Source organism: Microbacterium zouquanmingi (genome assembly GCF_052266695.1).
In the GTDB taxonomy this organism is placed as follows: Bacteria; Actinomycetota; Actinomycetes; order Actinomycetales; family Microbacteriaceae; genus Microbacterium.
Genome location: NZ_JBQPQZ010000002.1, coordinates 560710 through 582091, shown reverse-complemented (window position 1 = coordinate 582091; position 21382 = coordinate 560710). Strand labels below are relative to the sequence as shown.

Here is a 21382-nt window from a genome sequence, read left to right as displayed (position 1 = left end):
CCGGAGCCGGTAGGCTGGAGTGTCGATCCTCGACGGCTAGCTAAGGAGCGTTTTTCGGTGGCTGAGTACATCTACTCGATGGTTCGTGCGCGCAAGGCGGTGGGCGAGAAGCTCATCCTCGATGACGTGACCATGTCGTTCCTTCCCGGAGCGAAGATCGGTATGGTCGGCCCGAACGGTGCCGGTAAGTCGACGATCCTCAAGATCATGGCAGGGCTTGATCAGCCCTCGAACGGCGAGGCGAAGCTCACGCCCGGCTTCACCGTCGGAATCCTCATGCAGGAGCCCGAGCTCGACGAGTCCAAGAATGTGCTGGAGAACATCCAAGAGGGTGTTGCGATCAAGGCGAAGCTGGACCGCTTCAACGAGATCTCTGCGCTGATGGCAGATCCGGATGCCGACTTCGACACCCTGCTCGCCGAGATGGGCGTGCTGCAGGAAGAGATCGACGCCGCAGACGGTTGGGACCTCGACTCCCAGCTCGAGCAGGCGATGGATGCACTGCGAACCCCGCCGGCCGACGCCGCGATCGCTCCGCTCTCCGGTGGAGAGAAGCGTCGTGTCGCACTGGCGAAGCTCCTGCTGCAGAAGCCGGACCTTCTTCTGCTCGACGAGCCCACCAACCACCTCGACGCCGAGAGCGTTCTCTGGCTCGAGCAGCACCTGCAGGCGTACAAGGGTGCCGTCATCGCCATCACGCACGACCGGTACTTCCTCGACAATGTCGCAGAGTGGATCGCTGAGGTCGACCGTGGGCGACTCATCGGCTACGAGGGCAACTACTCCACCTACCTCGAGAAGAAGGGCGAGCGTCTCGCCATCCAGGGCAAGAAGGACGCCAAGCTCGCCAAGCGCCTGAAGGATGAGCTCGAGTGGGTTCGCTCCAGCGCCAAGGGACGCCAGACCAAGTCGAAGGCTCGTCTGGCCCGTTACGAAGAGATGGCCACTGAGGCCGAGCGCACCAGGAAGCTGGACTTCGAAGAGATTCAGATTCCTGCCGGCCCTCGCCTGGGCAGCGTCGTGATCGAGGCCAAGAACTTGAAGAAGGGCTTCGGCGATCGTGTACTGATCGACGGCCTCAGCTTCAGCCTTCCGCCGAACGGCATCGTCGGGATCATCGGCGCCAACGGCGTGGGAAAGACCACGCTGTTCAAGACCATCGTCGGCCTCGAGCCGCTCGATAGCGGCGATCTCAAGATCGGTGAGACGGTCAAGATCAGCTACGTCGACCAGTCGCGTGCGAACATCGACCCGAACAAGAACCTGTGGGAGGTCGTCTCCGACGGGCTCGACTTCATCACGGTCGGCAAGACCGAGATCCCCTCTCGGGCATACGTCTCCAAGTTCGGATTCAAGGGCCCGGATCAGCAGAAGAAGGCCGGTGTCCTCTCCGGTGGTGAGCGCAACCGACTGAACCTCGCGCTGACGCTCAAGGAAGGCGGCAACCTTCTGCTCCTCGACGAGCCCACCAACGACCTCGACATCGAGACTTTGAGCTCGCTCGAGAACGCGCTACTCGAGTTCCCTGGTTGCGCTGTGGTCATCACGCACGACCGGTGGTTCCTTGACCGCATCGCGACTCATATCCTCGCCTACGAGGGCACGGACGAGAACCCTGCCAAGTGGCACTGGTTCGAGGGCAACTTCGAGTCCTACGAGCAGAACAAGATCGAGCGTCTCGGACCGGATGCTGCAAACCCGCACCGCTCCACGCACCGCAAGCTCACGCGTGACTGACGACTCGACAGGCACCGGAATGCGTCTGCATCTCCCCATCCACCTGCGATGGGGAGATCTGGACGCGTTCAACCACGTCAACAACACCTCGATGCTCAAGCTTCTCGAAGAGGCTCGCGTGCGCGCCTTCTGGAGGGCGGCACCGGGGGAGGATGCGCCCGCTACCGCAGTGCTGGATTCCGGGATCGACCAGGGAATCCTCACCCTCATCGCCCGCCAGGAGATCGAGTATCTCGCCCCTGTGCCGTACCAGCGTCGTCCGCTCGATGTGCAGATGTGGTTCGCGAAGATCGGCGGATCAAGCGTCGAAGTCTGCTATGAAGTCTTCAACGACCCCACGAACGCCGAGCGTGTGCTCTACGCGCGCTCAACCGCCATCGTCGTGCTCGTCGATGCCCAGACGGGGCGGCCGACCCGCGTGGCAGACGAGATGCGACAGGTGTGGGCGCCGTACCTCGGAGACCCCGTCACCTACGCGCATCGACGTTAGTCTGCTGCTCCCGGCGCGTCAGGCACGCGGATCATGATCTCCTGCGACACGCTCGCAGCCAGTACACCTTCACGCGTGTAGATCCGGCCGGTCGCCAGGCCTCGCCCACCGCGCGCATTCGCTGACTTCTGCACGTACAGCATCCACTCATCGACCCGCGCAGGACGGTGCCACCACATCGCGTGGTCGAGGCTTGCGACTTTCAGCCCCGGCGTCGACCAGGCGATGCCATGAGCACGCAGGATCGACTCCTGGATCGTCATATCGCTGAGGTAGGCCAACGCCGCGCGGTGCATCCGCGCGTCATCGGGCATGGGCGATCGCAGCCGCATCCAGATGGCCTGGTGCGGGCTGAGCTCGCCGTCGGCGACGAGATAGATCGGCGACTGGATGTGTCGAATGTCCGCCGGACGATTCTTGAGCCATCGTGCTTCGCCGTGGAGGAGCTCGTCGTCTGAGACGAGATCTTCCGGCGCAGGAATATCAGAGGGCATGGGCGCGGCGTGCTCGAGACCGGGTGCGTCATCCTGGAACGACGCGATCATCGAGAAGATCGGCACACCGTTCTGATAGGCCTGTGCGCGACGCGTGGAGAATGACCGGCCGTCGTGAATGCGGTCGACGGCGATAGTGACGCCCTGGGAGGAGTCCCCGGGACGCAGAAAGTAGCCGTGCATCGAATGCGCGGCGCGATCGGCAGGCATAGTGCGTTCCGCGGCCAGCAGCGACTGTCCGAGAACCTGTCCACCGTAGATCCGTCCGGTCGGCATGCCGTGCGAGCGACCCGTGAAGATGTCTTCAGTGGTCCTGGCCTGACTCTCATCAAGATCGAGAACGTCGAGGAGATGGTCGACGGCTGCTCGAGCCTGCGCATCGGCGCTCATGGCGCTCCCTTCCATGACGCCGATTGCGTCCTTGGTAGTTTAGAACGTGTGCAGCCACGCCTCGTTCTCTCTGACCCCGACACCGCGAAGGACGTCCTGACTTTTCTCGGTCGTGCGAACCAGATCTCGGATGACGGCATCCGGCTCCAAGCGTCCGGAGGCGTACTAGCGATGACCGCTGCCGCCCTCGCACCGCAGGGGCTCTTCGACCAGACGCCGTCCATCTTGGCGATGCGCATCGTCCACGCTGATCCCGAGCTGGAGTGCGACATCGTCGTCGATGAGCTCACGGCTGACCACGACGATGATCGCCAGCTGATCCTTCCCGAGACCGGGAGGTCTCCGGCGTGGGCAGGCGTCGCGCCCCCGCGCGGTGGCTGGGCGCAGAAGAGCGACCTCGAAGCTGCTGCGGTGGCCACTCGCGCGCAGTGGGGCATCTCTGCGGTGGCGCGCGGCGCGACACCGGGAGCAGGCGAAGAAGCCGTCCGTGCACTGCGGGCAGCTATCTGGGGCGAGCCTGACGAAGAGCTTGGCGAGCTTCCTCGGGGCATCGCGTTCGCCGCGCACGCTTTCGGGTTCATCTCTGGCGAGGAGCAGGTGCCGGTGACGGTCTCGGGGCGATGGACGCGCCTTGCCTTCCGCCGCGGACATGTGCTTTCGCGTGGTCCGGTCGCAAGCGGGCTGACGGCTGTGCGATCGACGGGTTCCTCCGCCGGCTGACCAGCAGGGTCAGCGTGCCGCAGCACGTCCGGCCTGTCGACCGGAGAACAGGCAGCCGCCGAGGAACGTTCCTTCCAAGGCCCGGTAGCCGTGCACTCCGCCGCCACCGAACCCGCTGGCCTCACCGGCCGCGAAGAGCCCAGGGATGACAGCGCCGGCAGCATCGAGAGCGCGTCCGTCCAGATCCGTCTTGATTCCGCCGAGAGATTTCCGAGTCAGCACGTGCAGCTTGACGGCCACCATCGGCCCCGCAGAGCGGTCCTGCAGCCTGTGCGGCGCCGCTGTGCGGATGAGCTTGTCCCCGCGATAAGAGCGCATGGAGCGCAGCATCCCGATCTGTGCGTCCTTGGAGAAATCATTATCGATCTCGCGGTCGCGAGCGGTGACCTCGCGGCGGACGTGCTCGATATCCAGCACATCGCCGCCAGGGTGCGCGCGCATCTGCTCGAGGAGCGATTCCAGATCGTCTTCGACGATGAAGTCGGCTCCCTCATCGAGGAACGACTGCACCGGTCCGGTCGGGCCCTTCGCCAGACGGGATCTCAGCAGTAGGCCGATGTCCTTTCCGGTGAGATCAGGGTTCTGCTCGCTGCCGGAGAGCGCGAACTCCTTCTCGATGATCTGGCGGGTCGTGATGAACCAGGAGTGGTCATGCCCTGTTGTCCGCAGATGCTCGAGCGTGCCGAGCGTGTCGAAACCAGGGAACAACGGCACAGGGAGCCGCTTGCCGGTCGCATCGAGCCACAGCGAGGACGGTCCGGGGAGGATGCGGATGCCGTGCATGGGCCACACCGAATCCCAGTTCTGAATGCCCTCGACGTAGTGCCACATCCGATCCCCGTTGATCAGATGAGCGCCTGCGGTCTCTGCGACGGCATGCATCGAGCCGTCCACGTATGCGGGGACGCCGGAGAGCATGTGTGCAGGGGGCGTGCCGAGACGGGCGGGCCAGGAAGCGCGCACGAGGTCATGGTTTCCGCCGATCCCGCCTGAGGAGAGGATCGTCGCTCCAGCGGAGATCTCGAAGTCGCCGATGACCTCGCGCGAGGAGGAGACACCACGCTCGGCTGCGCTGTCGGTGAGCACATCGCCGCGTGCACCGACGATTGCGCCATCCGCGGTGAGGAGCTCGGTCACCCGGTGGCGGGGGAGGATCGTCACCGTTCCCGCATCTTCGGCGCGGTGAACGGCCTCATCGAACGGGGCGACGATCCCAGGGCCCGTACCCCATGTGATGTGGAATCGGGGCACGGAGTTGCCAGGGCCGATCGCGCCGTAGCCGCCGCGTTCTGCCCAGCCGACGACGGGGAAGAAGCCGACGCCTCGTTCGCGCAGCCAGGCGCGTTTCTCTCCCGCGGCGAACTGCAGGTATGCCTCGGCCCACCGGCGCGGCCACTCATCCTCGACACGGTCGAAGCCGGCGTTGCCGAACCAGTCCTGCGACGCGAGTTCGAGCGAATCCTTGATCCCCATCCGCCGTTGCTCCGGCGAGTCGATGAAGAACAGTCCGCCGAACGACCACCATGCCTGACCGCCGAGGTTCGAGCGTGGCTCCTGATCGACGATGATCACACGGCGACCCGCCGCTGCCGCCTCTGAAGCGGCGACGAGGCCTGCCAGACCCCATCCGATGACCAGGACATCTGCGGACAGGGGCGTGGGTGTCATGTGTTCTCCGTTGAATCCTCACTGGTGCTGCGCGGGGCGAGCATGGTGCGCGTTCCCGGGCTCGTCGCAGCCGAAGGCAGCGTATTCACCATGGCATATGCGGCGCGCTCGAGGTAGTCCCAGAACGTGGCGTCGTGGAGGGGGGACAGCTGGATCTCATCGAGAGAGGTGCGCATGCACCGCAACCAGCGATCGCGTGCGTCGGGATCGATGCGGAAAGGCTGGTGGCGCAGGCGCAGACGCGGATGGCCGCGCTTCTCGCTGTAGGTGGTCGGTCCGCCCCAGTACTGCGCGAGGAACATCGTGAATCGCTCAGCAGCAGGACCGAGGTCCTCTTCGGGGTACATCGGCTTCAGCACAGGGTCGAGAGCGACTTCGCGGTAGAAGCCGTCGACGATCCGCTCGATCGTGTCGTAGCCGCCGATCTCGTCGTAGAACGTCATCTGTCCTTCTCTGGTGGTTCGGGTGCCTGCTTCGGGCTCTTCTTGCGCCAGATGCCGCGTGCGGGTGCGGGAACACCTGTGACAGCGTTGGGTCTGGTCTTCGGAGGGTTCGCGCCGCGAACTCGGCGGGCGCCCTCGGAGCCGTTCGGCACGACAGATTCCAACGAGGGGATCTGGAGATCGAGCGCCTCGATCGCGCTCTTCAGACGCATGCGCAGTTCCTGGGCGGCGTCATCCATCGCCGTGGCACGTGTCTTCATCACGACACGGACGACGAGCGCTTCGCCGGTGATCGATTCCAAGCCCCACACCTCGGGCCGTTCGAGGATGCGGGTGCGCCACTTCGGATCCTTCGCGAGGCCCTGCGCTGCCTCGAGGAGTGCGGCTTCCACCTGCGACAGGTCGGCGTCGGCAGGCACGCCGATGTCGATGATGGCGCGTGCCCAGCCCTGCGACATATTGCCAATGCGGGTGACTTCGCCATTGCGCACGTACCAGAGCGTGCCGTTGACATCGCGAACGTGCGTGATGCGCACGGCGACATACTCGACCACTCCGGATGCCAGGCCCATGTCGACCATGTCGCCGATGCCGATCTGGTCCTCGGCGACGATGAAGAGACCGTTGAGCACATCCTTGACGATGTTCTGGGCACCGAATCCGAGCCCCGCGCCGATCGCTGCGGTCAGCAGCGTGAGAGATCCGACCAGGTTGGGTGCGAGCAGGTTCGTGATGAGCACGAGCGCCACGATCGCGACGGCGACATTGACGATGTTCTGCAGGATGCTGCCGAGCGTGCGGGTACGCTGCACGAGGCGCATATCAGCGAGAGGTGAGCGCTCGAAGGCCTGCGTGTCATCCACGTTCGCCTTCAGCTTCGCGCTGCTGACGATGCGAGTGACGACACGCCGGATGACCAGGCGCAGCACGAACGCGATGCCGATGCAGATCGCAATGATCAGGACGACCTTCAGGATGTTCTGCCCTGCTTCGAGCAGCCAGTGCATGAACGAGACCCACAGCGCGGCCAGGTCATTGAGGACGGGCGGTGGCTGAGGGGGTGCATCGAATGGAATGAACGGCACCCCCCGATCCTATCGATCAGATGTGCGCTTCAGGCTCCTCGCCATCGCGCGACTGCGCGTAGAGGGCACGCTCGACATCGGCAAGCTCCTCACCGACCAGGCGGCGCAGGGCGGGAGCCGCATCCTTGTTGTCGGCGAGCCATGCCCGGGTGGCATCACGCAGCTCGACGCTGCCGAGAGCGGTGGGATAGAGCCCGACGATGAGATAGTTCGCGATCTGATAGGTCCGCGAGTCCCAGACGTCGATGAGCATGTCGAAGTAGCTCTGCACGAACTCTCCGAGCACACCCACGCTGTTCGGGTGGACGAAACCGGCTGCAGCCGAGCGCACGATCGTGTTCGGCAGATCGGCGTTGTCGATGAGCGATGCCCAGGCTGCGCGCTTGTCTTCGATCGTCGGCAGTGCGGCACGAGCCTGGGCGGCGAACTCCGCGCCCTTCGACGTGTTGTCCGCAGCGAGAGCAGCAGCGATCGATGCGGCATCGGTCGCGCCGATCGATGCGAGTCCCACCAGCAGCTGCCACGAAAGGTCAGCATCGATCTCGAGGCCGGGGAGGGCCTCTTCGCCGGAGCGGAGACGACCGATGATCCCCGCATGCTCGGAATTGACGAGCGATGAGGCGAAAGCGGTGACGAACTGCAGCTGGCTGTCACCGCCGGCCGGGGCGCTGTGCGCGAGGTCCCACAGCGCATCTGCGATCTTCAGGCGAGTTGCGTCGCGCTGTGCAGGGGTGACATAGAGCGTTGCGGCGGTGCGCAGCTGCGCCAGCGTCGTGCGGATCGTGGTCGACTCTGTCTCGCGACCGATGTTCCCGAGCACGAGGTCGATGTAGTCGGATGCTGCGCTCTCTGCGTCGCGCGTCTGATCCCACGCAGCGCCCCAGATGAGCGAGCGAGCGAGCGGGTCGGAGATGTCGCCGAGGTGTGCGATAGCCGTAGCGAGCGACCGCTCGTCGAGGCGGATCTTCGCGTAGGCGAGGTCGTTGTCGTTGAGCAGCACGAGATCAGGCCGCTTCTGTCCCTGGAGCTCCGGCACCTCTGTGCGGTCGCCGTCCACATCGATCTCGACGTAGTGCGAGCGCGTGAGAGTGCCGTCCTCGAGGTTGTAGAAGCCGATGCCGAGACGGTGCGGGCGGATGGTCGGATAGTCCGCAGGAGCCGTCTGGGTGATGGCGAATCGTGTGATGAGACCGTCGACGTCTTCAGCGATGACGGGGGAGAGCGTGTTGACTCCTGCTGTCTCCAGCCACTTCTTCGACCAGGTGCTGAGGTCACGACCGCTGCTCGCCTCGAGCTCGGTGAGCAGATCACTCAGCTCGGTGTTCCCCCAGGCGTGCTTCTGGAAGTACTGGCCGACGCCAGCGAAGAAGGCATCGATTCCGACCCAGGCAGCAAGCTGCTTGAGCACCGATCCGCCCTTGGCGTAGGTGATGCCATCGAAGTTCACCTGCACGTCTTCGAGATCATTGATCTCGGCCATGATCGGGTGCGTGGAGGGGAGCTGGTCCTGGCGGTATGCCCAGGTCTTCTCCATGGCGTTGAACGTGGTCCATGCCTCGGTCCACTCCGTTGCCTCGGCGGTCGCGATGGTCGATGCCCATTCAGCGAACGACTCGTTCAACCAGAGATCGTTCCACCACTTCATGGTGACGAGATCGCCGAACCACATGTGCGCGAGCTCATGGAGGATCGTGACGACACGACGCTCCTTGACGGCGTCTGTCACCTTGCTGCGGAACACATAGGTCTCGGTGAAGGTGACCGCGCCCGCGTTCTCCATCGCTCCGGCGTTGAACTCCGGCACGAACAGCTGGTCGTACTTCGCGAACGGGTACGGCACGCCGAACTTCTGCTCGTAATAAGCGAAGCCCTCGCGGGTCTTGTCGAAGATGTAGTCAGCATCGAGGTGTGCCCACAGGCTCTTGCGCGCATAGACGCCGAGCGGGATCACTCGTCCATCCGCGCTGGTCAGCTCGGAGAACGTCGACTCGTACGGACCTGCCACAAGCGCGGTGATGTACGAGGAGATGCGCGGGGTGGGCTCGAAGCCCCACGTCGCCGTGCTGCTCTCATCGTGGTTGATCGGCTCGGGCGTGGGGGAGTTGGAGACGACCTTCCACGAGTCTGGCGCGGTGACGGTGAACTGGAAGGTGGCCTTCAGATCGGGCTGCTCGAACACCGCGAAGACGCGACGCGAATCGGGCACCTCGAACTGCGAGTACAGGTAGACCTCTTCGTCGACCGGGTCGACGAAGCGATGCAGACCTTCACCCGTGTTCGTGTAGAGGCAGTCCGCATCGACGACGAGGACGTTCTCCTCCTGCAGGCCCGTCAGGGCGATGCGAGAGTCGGCGAAGACCTCGACAGGGTCCAGCTGCTCTCCGTTGAGGGAGATCTCGCGTACGTCGCGCGCGATCAGATCGATGAAGGTGAAGCTGCCCGGCGTCGCGGTGAAGCGCACGACGCTTCGAGATCCGAAGACCTCGGCGCCCTTCGTCAGGTCGAGTGAGACCTCGTACGACTGCGTGTCGATGAGGGCACGGCGCTCCTGCGCTTCGATGCGGGTGAGGTTCTCTCCAGGCACAGCTTTTCTCCCAGGGGTTCGGGGTATCGCTTAGATCCGACGCGGCTGGCGCGGAAGGCAACCATGACAGCCTACGCCAGGACCCAGCTGATGCATCGCGATGAGATGGAAAGATGGAACCGTGACCACGAGTGACCAGATCATTGTTCCGTTCGCCTCTTCTGCCGCTGCCAGCGGAGCCGAGTACATCGAGACGCCGGTAGCGTATGACGCGCTCATCCTGGCGAGCTTCGGAGGCCCAGAGGGGCAGGATGATGTCATCCCGTTCCTGCGGAATGTGACGCGTGGGCGCGGCATCCCCGACGAACGCCTCGAAGAGGTCGCACATCACTACCGGCATTTCGGGGGTGTGAGCCCGATCAACGGGCAGAACCGCGAGTTGAAGGCGGCTCTCGAGGCAGAGCTCGCCTCGCGCGGCATGGACCTGCCGGTCTACTGGGGCAACCGCAACTGGGACCCCTACCTGCCGGATGCGTTCACGGCAGCCGCCGACGACGGACACCGCACCCTGCTCGTCTTGGCGACGAGCGCCTACAGCTCCTATTCCAGCGATCGCCAGTATCGCGAGGACATCGCTCGCGCGATCACCGAAGCCGGCCTCGAGGAACGCGTCACAGCCGACAAGATCAGACTGTTCTTCGACCACCCCGGTTTCGTCGCACCTTTCCAAGAGGGTGTGGATGCTGCGGTGCGGCAGTTCCTGGGCCAGGGCATCGCGGCATCCGACATTCATGTGCTCTTCTCGACGCACTCGATCCCCATCGCAGACGCCGAGCGTTCCGGTCCGCGTGATGTCGATTGGGGAGAGGGCGGCGCGTACGGTGCGCAGCACCGCGCGGTTGCCGAGCACATCATTGAGAAGCTCGGCGCCGTGACCGGCGGCGCAACGGTGCCGTGGCAGCTGGTGTTCCAGTCTCGCTCGGGCCCACCCACCCAGCCCTGGCTCGAGCCGGACATCAACGACGTGATCGCACAGCTGCCGGCTGCCGGTGCGAAGGCTGTCATCATCGTGCCGCTCGGATTCGTCAGCGACCACATGGAGGTTCTCTGGGATCTCGACACCGAGGCGATGGAGTCGGCACAGGAGGCGGGGCTCCCCGCAGTGCGCACGCCGACCCCCGGCATCCATCCGGCATTCGTCGCTGGCCTTATCGATCTGGTGATCGAGCGCATCGAGGGCACGCCGGCCGATGATCGTCCGCATGTGACCGACCTCGGTCCTTGGTACGACGTGTCGCGACCTGGGGACTGCGAGAACGTCAGACTCGGGTTCAAACCGGCCGCTGCCGGGATAGCGCCATGACCGACGTGCGACGCTTCTAGGATGGTGACCATGCGCATCCACATCGCCACAGATCACGCGGGGCTCGAGTTCTCCACGCAGCTCCAGAACCACCTGAGCGCTCTCGGACACGAAGTCATCGACCACGGTCCAGTCGAGTACGACGCTCTCGACGACTACCCGGCATTCTGCATCCGTGCGGCGCAGGCTGTCGTGGCGGACCAGGCGAAGGGCATCGACACACTGGGCATCGTCTTCGGTGGCTCAGGTAACGGCGAGCAGATCGCAGCGAACAAGGTGCAGGGCATCAGAGCAGCTCTTGTGTGGAACCTGTCCACTGCAGAGCTCGCCCGCCAGCACAACGATGCGAATGTGATCTCGATCGGTGCGCGCCAGCATACGTTCGAAGAGGTCGTCGCGTTCATCGAGCGCTTCATCGAGACCCCCTTCTCCGATGAAGAACGGCACGTCCGTCGCATCGGTCAGATCGCTGACTTCGAGCGCGACGGTACGCTCCTCCCCGACCCCAGGGTCTGACGTGCCTGAGGGACACTCCGTACACCGGATCGCCCGGCAGTTCGAACGCAACTTCATCGGCAAGACTCTGCATGCGTCCAGCCCGCAGGGCCGCTTCGTCGAGGGCGCCGAGGTACTGAACGGCCGTGAGGCCATCGGCGTCAAAGCCGTCGGCAAGCAGATGTTCCTCGAGGCCGAAGGTGACCTGTGGCTGCGCGTCCACCTCGGTCTGTACGGCGCATGGGATTTCGCCGGTGAGATTCTGCTGGATCCGACCATTGCCTCGGCGAACGGCCGGATGGGACAGACCAACCAGCGCGGCACCGATCTGGATGCGCCGATCCTCGATGATGCCGGAGAGAACTCGCTGGCATCGATCGGCGCACCGCGTCGTGCACGCGTGCACGTGCGCATGTCGGAGCAGACCAAGGGCCTCGCCGACGAGGGAGCGCAATGGCCGCCACCGATCGTGGGGCAGGTGCGCCTTCGTCTCATGACCGATATCACCGTCGCAGACCTGCGCGGACCCACTGCGTGCGTGCTGCAGACACCGAACGAGATGCTCGCCACGGTTGCCAAGCTCGGGCCTGATCCGCTGGTCGGGGATCCCGCGGAGAACGAGGAGCGCTTCGTCCGCGTCGTACGCAAGAAGGGCACGGCGATCGCGCTGCTGCTCATGGATCAGTCCGTCGTCAGCGGCATCGGAAACGTGTACCGTGCCGAGATGCTCTACCGGGCGCGGCTCAACCCGCACACGCGTGGCAAGGACGTGCCGGAGGAGATCGTGCGGGAACTCTGGCGCGACTGGGCCCGTCTGCTGCCGATCGGGGTCGAGACCGGGCAGATGATGACGATGGATGATCTGTCACCCGACGACTACCGTGCCGCGATGGCGAGTCGCGATGATCGGCACTGGGTCTACCACCGTGCGGGACTACCGTGTCGTACCTGCGGCACCGAGATCGTCCTGGAAGAGATCGGTGCACGCAAGCTGTACTGGTGCCCGAAATGTCAGGCGTGATGACGGGGTACCGGCCTTAGGCTGAGATCATGCGCCAGAACCCGAGTTTTGCGATGACCGATATCGCCGAGTTGCGTCGCGTGATCGCGGGCAATCCGTGGGCGACACTGGTCGGACGCGATGCCAACGGAATGACCGCATCGCACTATCCGATCCTGCTGGATCCGGATCGTGACGACCTCACGGTCGTCGGCCATGTCGGCCGCCCTGACGACCTCGTGCTGGGCCTCGGGGAGCCCAAGCAGGAGCTGCTGATGATCTTCCAGGGCCCGCACGGGTACATCTCCCCGGGGTGGTACGGCGATGTCCCCGCGGTTCCGACGTGGAACTACATCGCGGTGCATCTCTCGGGGGTCCCCGAGATCCTTGGTACTCAGGCGAATCTGAAAGTGCTCGATGACCTCGTCGAGCACTTCGAGCGCCGCTTTCCTTCGCCACGCGGGATGTGGACGCCGCCGAACGATACGGCATTCATCTCGCGCCTCGAGGCGGGGACGACCGGCTTCCGTCTGACGCCGACGCGCGTGACGGCCAAGCGCAAGCTGAGCCAGAACAAGTCCGATGACATCATCGAGAACGTGATCCTCGAGCTCTCCGGGGACGAGGCTTACCCGAACCCGGCACTCGTCGCCGAGATGCAGCGCGCGCATGACGCACGGCTGGCCGCACGAGGTGCCGAGGCGCCACGCACGTGACGTCGATCGATGAGAGTGTGGCGGCGATCCGCCAGGTGAGGATCGCCGGCCCCGGTCGTGAGTACCTCATGGATGACGAGCCGGTCGACATCCACATCGATGCGGGTCAGATCGTCGATATCGCCCCTTCGGGTGCTCTGCCGGTCCGGGGCCAGGCGATCGATGCGCATGGTGCGTGGGTCGTGCCGGGGCTGTGGGACAGCCACGTCCATACAGTCCAGTGGGCGCTGGTATCCGAGCGGGTCGCGCTCCACGATGCAACATCCGCGCGGGAAGCAGCAGCACTGATGGCGGCATCCGCGTATTTCGTCGACGGCCGTCGTATCGGCACCGGATTTCGCGACGCGCTCTGGGGTGATTCGCCATCGGTCGAGATTCTGGATGCTGCGACCGGCGACGTTCCGACGTACCTGATCAACGCGGATGTGCACAGCGCCTGGTTGAACTCCGCTGCCCTCCGACGTGAAGGATTCGTCACGCCGGATGGAGTGCTCCGCGAAGAGGATGCTTTCGAGATCTCGAAACGCCTGAACGCGGTAGAGCCGCTGCACAGTGACGCCGCAGTGAAGACGGCGGGACGCGCGGCGGCAGCACGCGGCGTGACGGGAATCGTCGATTTCGACATGGCCTGGAACGCTGACGCCTGGGTGAGACGGGCCGACTCCGGCTTCCGCTCTCAGCGCATCGAGTTCGCCGTCTACCCCGCGGACCTGGAGCGCGCCATTGCGGCGGGGCTGCGCACGGGAGACTCGCTCGACGGGACAAATGGGCTCGTGCACGTCGGCGCGCTGAAGGTCATCACCGATGGATCCCTCGGCACGCGCACGGCAGCATGCACGCATGCTTACCCCGGTGATGAGTCCGATCGCGGAGTCCTCAACGTCTCGCCGTCCGAACTCATTCAGCTGCTGACCCGGTCGACGGGGGCGGGCTTCGCCGCAGCGGTGCACGCGATCGGCGATCGGGCGGTATCGTTCGCTCTGGATGCGGTGACGGTGACGGGTGCACGCGGAACGATCGAGCACGCGCAGCTCGTGCGTCATGCTGACATCGCCCGTATCGCGCGCCTCGGTCTTGCCGCGAGCATTCAGCCTCAGCACGCTCTGGATGACCGAGATCTCGTCGACGGATACTGGGCGGATCAGACCGCAGTGGGCTACCCGATGGCCGCTCTCGCGCGCGCAGGCGTCGAGCTTCGGCTGGGGTCGGATGCTCCGGTGGCACCGCTTGACCCGTGGCAGGCGATCTCGGCCGCCGTGCACCGCACAGATGGCGACCATGCTCCCTGGCATCCCGAAGAGCGGTTGAGCGTCGACGAAGCACTTTCGGCGAGCGTCCGAAGCGAGGTGCGTCCGGGGGACCGCGCAGATCTCGTCATCTGCTCGGCCGACCCGCGTACGACTTCAGCTGCGACTCTGCGTCGGATGCCTGTTCTCGCTACGCTGCTCGACGGACGTGTGACGCACCTGGAGTGACCCGCAGTCGGTGTGGGTTCACGGCTTCGGCGGCACAGAAGGTACCGTCATAAGGTGACATCTGCCCCAGAGACTCCCTTGCCTTCTCGCGCCCAATTGCGCCGTGAGCGGTCACCGGAGCACGCCACTGCCACACGATTCATTCCGCACGTGCAGGGACTGCGTGCGATCGCCGTCCTCTTCGTGGTGCTGTATCACTTCTGGCCGGGTCGCCTGAGCGGCGGCTACGTCGGTGTCGACATCTTCTTCGTGATCTCCGGCTTCCTGATCACGGGACACCTCGCTCGCGAGCTGTCGTCGACGGGGCGCGTGAATCTTGGTCAGTTCTGGGCCCGACGCGCACGGCGACTCCTGCCGGCATCGCTGCTCGTGCTGCTGTTCTGCGCGATCGTCTCGGCGCTGCCCTTCCTCACACCGACCTCGGCTCTGCCCGCGGAGATGCGTGAGATCATCGCCGCCACGTTCTATGTCGAGAACTGGTATCTCGCCTTCAACTCTGCTGACTATCTCGCTCTCGCGGGCGATCCGACCACCGTGCAGCACTACTGGTCGCTGTCGCTCGAAGAGCAGTTCTACGTCATCTGGCCGCTGCTCATGCTGCTTGCGGCATGGGTCGCCGTGAAGTGGTTCCGTGGATCGCGCCTGCGCGCCGCGGCCATTGCGATCGGCATCGTCTCGGTCGCCTCATTCATCTTCTGCGTCGTCTACACGATGACCGACCCCGCACCCGCGTACTTCGTGACGTTCGGCCGAATGTGGCAGTTCGGCGTCGGTGCACTCATCGCTCTGGTTCCAAGGCTGCGTGTGAGCAATGCCGCGCTGAGCTTCCTGCTCGGCTGGGCGGGCATCCTGGTGCTGCTCTACACCGCGGTGTCCTTCGGCCGCGAGACCGTGTTCCCCGGCTACATGGCGCTCCTGCCGACGCTGGGGGCCGCGGCGATCATCGCAGCGTCCAACACCGAGCGCTGGTGGTATCCGACCCGACTCCTGTCGATCCGTCCGATGCGGTTCACCGGTGACATCTCGTACAGCCTCTACCTCTGGCACTGGCCGCTGATCGTCATCGCACCGTCGGTGCCGTTCTGGGGACTCACGATCTACCACCGCGTGGCGCTGCTGTGCATCTGCTTCATCCTCGCGTGGCTGACGAAGAAGTTCGTCGAAGACCCGATGAGGGCGTGGAAGCCGTTGACCTCACGTCGACCGCGGGTGACGCTGTGGGCGTCGTTGGGCGCGATGGTCCTGGTCGCCGCCACAGCTCTTGGCGGATGGGCCGCGAATGCGCCGGCGTACCAGCAGGGTGTTCAGGCGATCCAAGACGTGCGTGAGAACCCGCCGGCCTGCTTCGGAGCGGCGAGCATTCTCGAGGAGGCGTGTGCAGGCCAGGCGCCCGACACCATCCTCCCCGCCCCCGGATTCGCCGGCGCGGACAGTCCTGACGAGCCGCAGTGCTTCATTCAGCTGAACGACTCGCGCCCGGTCTCGTGCGATTTCGGCTCTGATGCCCCGGACGCTCCGCGCGTCGCCCTGGTCGGAGACAGCCACGCGTACCAGTACCTCGCGACGTTCGCGGCGATCGCCGATCGAGAAGGCTGGAACCTGACGACGTATTTCAAGGGCGCGTGCCCGTGGAACACCACGCCTCTTGCCACAGCCGGATCATTCGGCGAGGCCTGCACCGACTGGCGAGAGGGCATCTCGGCTGCGCTGGCCGACAACGAGTTCGATGTCGTCTTCACCTCTGCGATCTCGAACACTCCGTACGCCTCGGCTGGATACGACTCGTCCTTCGATGCTGCAGTTGCGGGGTACCGTGACGCGTGGTCGACGATGACGGACCGAGGCATCCCCGTCGTGACTGTGGTGGACAACCCGGGGTGGGAGACCGACCCGAACAAGTGCCTGCGTACACGCGATGCGTCCGAATGTGTGAGCCCGCGCTCCGAGCGACTGCCGGAAAACGATGCGATTCAGGAAGCTGCGGAGGGTGTTTCCGGGGTGACACTGCTCGACTTCACTGACGTGTACTGCGACGCCGACACCTGCTTCCCGGTGATCGGCGGAGCGAACGCCTACCGCGATCAGGATCATCTGACGGTGACCTTCGCCAACACGCTGACACCTCAGATCACCGAAGCGCTGCAGAACGCGATCACCAGCGGCGTCGGCTGATTCTGTCGCACGCACGACGAAGGGCGCCGGGATGACCCCGGCGCCCTTCGTCGTGTCTGAGTGTCTTACTCGGCGATGTGCGCGAGCAGGAACCAGCGGTCCTTCTCAAGACCACGCATGATCTCGATTGCGACGTCCTGGCTCGTGAGGTCGACTTCATCGAGTCCGTCGATCGCGGCCTTGGTGTCGACGAGGATTGCGTCGATGTCGGCGATCACGTTGCGGATGAGATCGCGCGACTGCGCGAATCCCGCAGGGACGTCAGAGGCTGCGCCCTTCTCCGCAACAGCCTTCACGCGTGCATCGATGGGGAGTCCGAGAGCGACGATGCGCTCCGCGGCCGAATCGGCGAAGGCGCCGGCGTTCGCGACGATTGCGTCGAAGAGTTCGTGCACACCGACGAAGTTCGCACCGCGCACGTGCCAGTGCGCCTGCTTTCCGCTGATCGTCAGTGCCTGAAGACCCAGGACGACGGGGGAGAGGAACTGTGCGGTGGCTGCGGCAACGGTCGGGTCGCTCGCGGTGGTGGAAACGGTCTGCGATTTGCTCATTTTTCTTCCTCCAGAACGGCTTTCGGTGCCTGTCGAGTACAACGCTACTCAGCATCGAACATTCCGCAAGCAAGCTGAGGCTGGGCTTATCAGGCTGAATATCCGCGGAATCATGCGGAAGTCAGGATAGTCTCACCTCATGAGCATCTCGTCTTCTGCATCCGTCCTCGCCCTTGCAGGCAAGACTCCGAAGATCTCCGATGACGCATTCATCGCCGATGGTGCGCGCGTCATCGGCGAGGTCGTTCTGCAGTCGGGTTCGAGCGTCTGGTACAACGCGGTTCTCCGCGGGGATTCTGCGGGAATCGTGCTGGGCAAGGGCAGCAACGTGCAGGACAATGTGTCGGTCCACGTCGACAGTGGGCACAGCGTGCTCATCGGAGCGAACGTCTCGATCGGGCACAACGCTGTCGTCCACGGCTGCACGATCGGCGATGGATCACTGATCGGCATGGGCTCGGTGATTCTCAGCGGCGCGGTGATCGGCAAGGGTTGCCTGATCGCTGGCGGCGCCGTCGTTCTCGGCGGAACAGAGATTCCCGACGGCTCGCTGGTGGCAGGTGTGCCTGCGAAGGTGCGGCGTGCCCTTGACGATCAGGAGCGCGCGGACCTCATTCGTAACGCAGAGATCTACCACCAGCATCTGAAGACGCACGAGGATGCCGCATCGCTCCGATAGAGTTGAAGGCCTACGGGGCGGTGGCCAAGCTGGTGAAGGCAGTGGGCTCATAACCCAACGATCGCGGGTTCAAGTCCCGCCCGCCCTACCGTGATCCGCTAGAGCGGACGTGCCGTGATGGCCTCGTTGCCGAGGTCCTTCCGGGCGGTGCGCAGGCACTTGGTGCACAGAAGCTCGACCGTGCGCGGGTGATCCTCGCCGCACGTGCAATCGATCGTCACGCGCCACTTCGCACGACGACCGCACGGAGCGTACGCCTCTTCATCGCCGTGGTCGCATTCGCATTCCACGGGGGAGTCTTCACTCCACCCGAGGGTCAGCTCGTCGAATCTCAGGTCCACAGGAGCATTCTGCCGCATCACATCACATTCCCGATGTACGAGTACTTCACGAACACTTCCGCAGAGATGCCGGATTCGGCCAGGACACCCTGCACAGCGTTCATCATGTAGTTGGAGTCCCATCCCATATACAGGAAGTTGTCCTGGTCCAGCGCATCCCACTGGCCCTTCCACGCCATCTCCGAGTAGATCGGTCCGCCGTGGGCGGCGCAGTAGGCGAGTGCTGCAGGGCGATCATCTGTCCATGCCCGGCGAAAGACGCGGTTGAACAGCGCGCGGACGTCCTTGACCTCCCAGTGCTCCCCGCGGTACTCGACATAGTCGAACTCGCGATCCCAGCCCACGGGCCAGCCGCGGCGACGCACCGCATCGAGCACAGGAGTCAGTCCGTCATCGTCGATCTCGGGGAGCGCAGGACGGGCCCAGATCTGCAGGAGGGATGCTGCAAGGCGCACAGTACGCGTGGTGATCGCGGCGGTGTTCCAGACCGGCAGTTCGGCGAGCATCCTGGTCTCAGCAACATCGCTTCGCGCGTACGCCTGCGTCTGCTTGTCGGGGAAGGGCGCGCCGAACACGCGTTCTGTGAGCGGCGCTTCGAGTAGCGTGAGGTTTCCGAGCGTGGGGGCGAGCGCGCGGTGGCTGTTCTGCTTGTCCTCGGAGTACTCGCTCCATGGCCTCGTGCCGTCACCAGACCAGGTTTCGCTCGGCATCAGCGGCACGATGTGCTCGATGTCGTAGTCGCGCGGGTTGCTGACATCCTCGAGACGACCGAGCACGTACGCGGCGTGCGGAAGCTCTACGTACTTCAGTACGGCACTCACCCGTTCGTCAGACGGAGTGATCCGCGCGAAGGCTCGCATGAGCGACTCGCGTCCTTCGGAGCGCGCACGGCACAGCCGCGCGATGAGGCGTTCGATCGGGAGTCCCACCAGAGCGCGGCGCAGGAACAGCGCCTGCGTCCACTCGAGAGTCTCGATGAATTCGGTGCGTGAAATGCGCCCACGAGCATGATCGCTGTAGGCGCTCATCGCGAGTGGATAGGCCGCACGGCCGAAAGTGTTGAGGTATTCGAGCTGTCGACGAACCTCGGCATCATTCTCTGCCGAGGGGTCGAGCAGGACGCCGTAGATCTCGGCGTAGTGACGCCAGGTCTCAGCGTCGGACTGAAGGTGCTGCGCATCGACATTCGGGAACGACCGGCGGAATGCGGCGTAGACGCCGTGCTCACCGTCGACCGTGACCTCGCGGCCAGTCGTCATCACCAAGAAATGGCGCCAGAACGCTCCGATCATCTCGCCGGTGTGGCGCTCGATCGGCAGCCAGAAGCGAGCTTCGACGTCGAGCTGCTCGGCGTGCGTGAGCCCCATCAGGATGTAGTTGTGGATCAATTCATGGTCGCGCAGGGGCTCGCCGGTGGAGTTCAGGCTCTCGAAGATCTGCTGTGCATTCGCCGCCGCACCCAGAGTGATCGAGACGTGCTCGAGCCGCTGAAGCCCGCGCCAGATCGAGGACGCCTCGTCAGCGTGCACCTGGCTGCGGAAGAACGCGTAGTTGTCATCGAACCGCGACTCGCGGTCGGAAGCATCCGGATGGTCCAGCACGACAGACTCGTACAGATGAGCCCACGCATCGTGGGGGCGCAGCTTCGTGCGCGTCGCGTCGTCATCCCGGACGAGCACCCGCGCGAGCTCGGCGGCCATCACCGGATCGCTTTCACGCACTGCGTGGTGGAGAGCTGCGACCAGCAGCATGATCGTCGTGATGCGCTGCTGACCGTCGATGAGGATCAGATCGGTTTCGGACGAGTCCTGGGCGGAGAGGATCGACCCGATGAAGTGCCGGTGGCTGTCGTCCTCATCAGTGACGGCGCGGATGTCGGCGAGGAGGCGCTCGCATCCGCCGATGTCCCACCGGTACTGCCGCTGATAGACAGGAACAACAATCGTGGTGCCGGGAGTCGACAGCCAATCGATCGTATTGACAGCCTTGGCGTCGACGTTCGTGGCGATTGCCATGGTGTTCGCTTCTGCTCCTCACACGGGGGCGGCACCGAAATTTCCGCCTGCTACGAGTCTAATGGGCGAGCGATTTTCACGGCCGCGTCCCGGGGCGGGTGCAGGGCGCGCTGTTAGGCTTGCCTTATCAGGGCCTGTTAAAACGTGCTGGCCCCCGATGAGAGGATCTGGCTCAGATCATGGCATACATCAAATCCGCTGCCCTCGAGGAAAAGGGATTCGTCGTCCTCGACAGCTACAACCAGGCGCTCGACCCCAGGGAATGGCTCGACATCGAGTACAACGACTGGAAGTCGTCTGGTGACACGCGCTTCGCGCCGCTGGCCAGCGCCAAGGGCGAGATCGAGTGCAACGGCTTCTGGAACCACAAGCCGCCGCGCACCGACAAAGACGGTGTGTGGATCCCCTCGCAGACCGAAAAAGCCCCGATCCTCACGCGTCGCGCACAGGAGCCCGGTGCGAACGTTGGCCGCTGCCGCGTCATCGAGCTGCAGCCGACTCCGTATGGCGAGTGCCTCTACAACCTCCACCAGGACGACAACAACCGTCTGAACCCGGACGGAACCGGCTGGGTCGTGCGCGGCTTCTTCAACCTCACCGACGACAAGGACAGCTTCTTCGTCCTCCGCGAGAACCGCACTGACCCCGCAGGCGAGGTGCGCATCGCTCTTCCGGCCGGCGCGCAGCTCATCGTGGACACGCAGCGTCTGTGGCACGCAGCAACCCACACGGGTTCTGAGCCGCGCTACAACCTGATCACGTCGTGGACCTCTGGTCCTGAGCTCGATGCCTACATCGAGAAGTACCACGGCACCGATGACATCGAGAACTACGAAGTCCCGCAGGACGTTCTCGAGGCCGGCTACGCCGAGCAGGCGCGAAAGGATGCTGCCCGCGCGGCGTACTACGCAGCCAAGGGGCAGCAGGCCAAGATCGCAATGAGCGAGGCCTGAGCCCCAAAGAAATGCCCCGGCTTCGGCCGGGGCATTTCTTGTCTGAATCACACGCTTGTCATTTCGCTCGA

General features: G+C 64.5%; 19 protein-coding genes and 1 tRNA gene. 12 read left to right on the top strand and 8 right to left on the bottom strand.

Going from position 1 to position 21382, the window contains the following annotated elements:
- Positions 1-57 precede the first annotated feature (57 nt).
- Together ettA and ACTU6U_RS06945 are read left to right on the top strand one after the other, a co-directional pair.
- The gene (gene ettA, locus ACTU6U_RS06950; protein WP_417511630.1) at positions 58-1737 is read left to right on the top strand and encodes an energy-dependent translational throttle protein EttA; all 1680 of its coding nucleotides are present in this window, start codon (positions 58-60) and stop codon (positions 1735-1737) included.
- A gap of 19 nt (positions 1738-1756) precedes the next feature.
- A complete protein-coding gene (locus ACTU6U_RS06945) occupies positions 1757-2227 on the top strand; it encodes an acyl-CoA thioesterase (RefSeq protein WP_443468439.1) in 471 nt (156 codons plus the stop codon).
- Here ACTU6U_RS06945 and ACTU6U_RS06940 read toward each other — a convergent pair.
- The gene (locus ACTU6U_RS06940; RefSeq protein ID WP_443468413.1) at positions 2224-3111 is read right to left on the bottom strand and encodes an acyl-CoA thioesterase; all 888 of its coding nucleotides are present in this window, start codon (positions 3109-3111) and stop codon (positions 2224-2226) included. The two genes, ACTU6U_RS06945 and ACTU6U_RS06940, sit on opposite strands and share 4 nt — an antisense overlap.
- Positions 3112-3159: 48 nt before the next feature.
- Here ACTU6U_RS06940 and ACTU6U_RS06935 point away from each other — a divergent pair, with 48 nt between their 5' ends.
- Positions 3160-3831, top strand: a complete 672-nt coding sequence (locus tag ACTU6U_RS06935) for a DUF8185 domain-containing protein (RefSeq protein WP_443468412.1) — start codon at positions 3160-3162, stop codon at positions 3829-3831.
- Positions 3832-3840: 9 nt separating this feature from the next.
- Here ACTU6U_RS06935 and ACTU6U_RS06930 read toward each other — a convergent pair whose 3' ends face one another.
- Genes ACTU6U_RS06930 through pepN form a run of 4 tightly spaced genes read right to left on the bottom strand, consistent with a single transcriptional unit; the run spans position 3841 to position 9611 of the window.
- A complete protein-coding gene (locus ACTU6U_RS06930) occupies positions 3841-5499 on the bottom strand; it encodes an FAD-binding dehydrogenase (RefSeq protein ID WP_443468411.1) in 1659 nt (552 codons plus the stop codon).
- A complete protein-coding gene (locus tag ACTU6U_RS06925) occupies positions 5496-5942 on the bottom strand; it encodes a globin (RefSeq protein WP_443468410.1) in 447 nt (148 codons plus the stop codon). Before ACTU6U_RS06925 ends, ACTU6U_RS06930 begins: the two co-directional genes overlap by 4 nt.
- A complete protein-coding gene (locus ACTU6U_RS06920; RefSeq protein WP_443468409.1) occupies positions 5939-7027 on the bottom strand; it encodes a mechanosensitive ion channel family protein in 1089 nt (362 codons plus the stop codon). The genes ACTU6U_RS06925 and ACTU6U_RS06920 overlap by 4 nt, the downstream gene beginning before the upstream one ends.
- A gap of 16 nt (positions 7028-7043) precedes the next feature.
- Positions 7044-9611: an aminopeptidase N gene (gene pepN / locus ACTU6U_RS06915; protein ID WP_443468408.1), complete on the bottom strand. Its 2568-nt coding sequence runs from the start codon at positions 9609-9611 to the stop codon at positions 7044-7046.
- 100 nt (positions 9612-9711) lie between these two features.
- On the opposite strand from pepN, the gene ACTU6U_RS06910 reads away from it, so the two are divergent.
- From ACTU6U_RS06910 to ACTU6U_RS06885, 6 genes are read left to right on the top strand one after another with little or no spacing between them, the layout of a single operon-like run.
- Positions 9712-10914, top strand: coding sequence for a ferrochelatase (locus ACTU6U_RS06910; protein ID WP_443468407.1), 1203 nt, complete (start codon positions 9712-9714; stop codon positions 10912-10914).
- 30 nt (positions 10915-10944) lie between these two features.
- Positions 10945-11430: a ribose-5-phosphate isomerase gene (locus ACTU6U_RS06905; protein ID WP_443468406.1), complete on the top strand. Its 486-nt coding sequence runs from the start codon at positions 10945-10947 to the stop codon at positions 11428-11430.
- 1 nt (position 11431) lies between these two features.
- Positions 11432-12430 (top strand): Fpg/Nei family DNA glycosylase, encoded by a 999-nt coding sequence (locus ACTU6U_RS06900; RefSeq protein WP_443468405.1) that lies wholly within the window; start codon positions 11432-11434, stop codon positions 12428-12430.
- A 29-nt stretch (positions 12431-12459) separates the two neighbouring features.
- Positions 12460-13125 (top strand): FMN-binding negative transcriptional regulator, encoded by a 666-nt coding sequence (locus ACTU6U_RS06895; RefSeq protein ID WP_443468404.1) that lies wholly within the window; start codon positions 12460-12462, stop codon positions 13123-13125.
- Positions 13122-14600: an amidohydrolase gene (locus ACTU6U_RS06890; protein WP_443468403.1), complete on the top strand. Its 1479-nt coding sequence runs from the start codon at positions 13122-13124 to the stop codon at positions 14598-14600. Before ACTU6U_RS06895 ends, ACTU6U_RS06890 begins: the two co-directional genes overlap by 4 nt.
- 54 nt (positions 14601-14654) lie before the next feature.
- Positions 14655-16772 carry an acyltransferase family protein gene (locus tag ACTU6U_RS06885; protein ID WP_443468402.1) on the top strand — a complete coding sequence of 706 codons (2118 nt, stop codon included), beginning with the start codon at positions 14655-14657 and terminating at the stop codon, positions 16770-16772.
- A gap of 65 nt (positions 16773-16837) precedes the next feature.
- Here ACTU6U_RS06885 and ACTU6U_RS06880 read toward each other — a convergent pair whose 3' ends face one another.
- Entirely contained in the window at positions 16838-17323 is a 486-nt protein-coding gene (locus tag ACTU6U_RS06880; protein WP_443468401.1) for a Dps family protein, read from the bottom strand.
- Between the two features lie 139 nt (positions 17324-17462).
- Here ACTU6U_RS06880 and ACTU6U_RS06875 point away from each other — a divergent pair, with 139 nt between their 5' ends.
- Positions 17463-18002: a gamma carbonic anhydrase family protein gene (locus ACTU6U_RS06875; RefSeq protein WP_443468400.1), complete on the top strand. Its 540-nt coding sequence runs from the start codon at positions 17463-17465 to the stop codon at positions 18000-18002.
- A gap of 14 nt (positions 18003-18016) precedes the next feature.
- Positions 18017-18090: transfer RNA gene (locus ACTU6U_RS06870), tRNA-Ile, on the top strand.
- A 10-nt stretch (positions 18091-18100) separates the two neighbouring features.
- Here the strand turns inward: ACTU6U_RS06870 and ACTU6U_RS06865 are convergent.
- Both ACTU6U_RS06865 and ACTU6U_RS06860 read right to left on the bottom strand, forming a co-directional pair.
- Positions 18101-18343: a hypothetical protein gene (locus ACTU6U_RS06865; RefSeq protein WP_443468399.1), complete on the bottom strand. Its 243-nt coding sequence runs from the start codon at positions 18341-18343 to the stop codon at positions 18101-18103.
- A gap of 17 nt (positions 18344-18360) precedes the next feature.
- Positions 18361-20358: a DUF262 domain-containing protein gene (locus ACTU6U_RS06860; protein ID WP_443468398.1), complete on the bottom strand. Its 1998-nt coding sequence runs from the start codon at positions 20356-20358 to the stop codon at positions 18361-18363.
- Positions 20359-20537: 179 nt separating this feature from the next.
- Here ACTU6U_RS06860 and ACTU6U_RS06855 point away from each other — a divergent pair, with 179 nt between their 5' ends.
- The gene (locus ACTU6U_RS06855) at positions 20538-21311 is read left to right on the top strand and encodes a hypothetical protein (RefSeq protein ID WP_443468397.1); all 774 of its coding nucleotides are present in this window, start codon (positions 20538-20540) and stop codon (positions 21309-21311) included.
- Positions 21312-21382: the final 71 nt, after the last annotated feature.

Bases quoted from the DNA above. Each gene is read 5' to 3' on its own strand.
- ACTU6U_RS06945 (WP_443468439.1), top strand. From the start codon at position 1,757: ATGCGTCTGCATCTCCCCATCCACCTGCGATGGGGAGATCTGGACGCG.
- ACTU6U_RS06940 (WP_443468413.1), bottom strand. From the start codon at position 3,111: ATGAGCGCCGATGCGCAGGCTCGAGCAGCCGTCGACCATCTCCTCGAC.
- ACTU6U_RS06930 (WP_443468411.1), bottom strand. From the start codon at position 5,499: ATGACACCCACGCCCCTGTCCGCAGATGTCCTGGTCATCGGATGGGGT.
- ACTU6U_RS06925 (WP_443468410.1), bottom strand. From the start codon at position 5,942: ATGACGTTCTACGACGAGATCGGCGGCTACGACACGATCGAGCGGATC.
- ACTU6U_RS06910 (WP_443468407.1), top strand. From the start codon at position 9,712: ATGAGATGGAAAGATGGAACCGTGACCACGAGTGACCAGATCATTGTT.
- ACTU6U_RS06905 (WP_443468406.1), top strand. From the start codon at position 10,945: ATGCGCATCCACATCGCCACAGATCACGCGGGGCTCGAGTTCTCCACG.
- ACTU6U_RS06895 (WP_443468404.1), top strand. From the start codon at position 12,460: ATGCGCCAGAACCCGAGTTTTGCGATGACCGATATCGCCGAGTTGCGT.
- ACTU6U_RS06880 (WP_443468401.1), bottom strand. From the start codon at position 17,323: ATGAGCAAATCGCAGACCGTTTCCACCACCGCGAGCGACCCGACCGTT.
- ACTU6U_RS06875 (WP_443468400.1), top strand. From the start codon at position 17,463: ATGAGCATCTCGTCTTCTGCATCCGTCCTCGCCCTTGCAGGCAAGACT.
- ACTU6U_RS06860 (WP_443468398.1), bottom strand. From the start codon at position 20,358: ATGGCAATCGCCACGAACGTCGACGCCAAGGCTGTCAATACGATCGAT.
- ACTU6U_RS06855 (WP_443468397.1), top strand. From the start codon at position 20,538: ATGGCATACATCAAATCCGCTGCCCTCGAGGAAAAGGGATTCGTCGTC.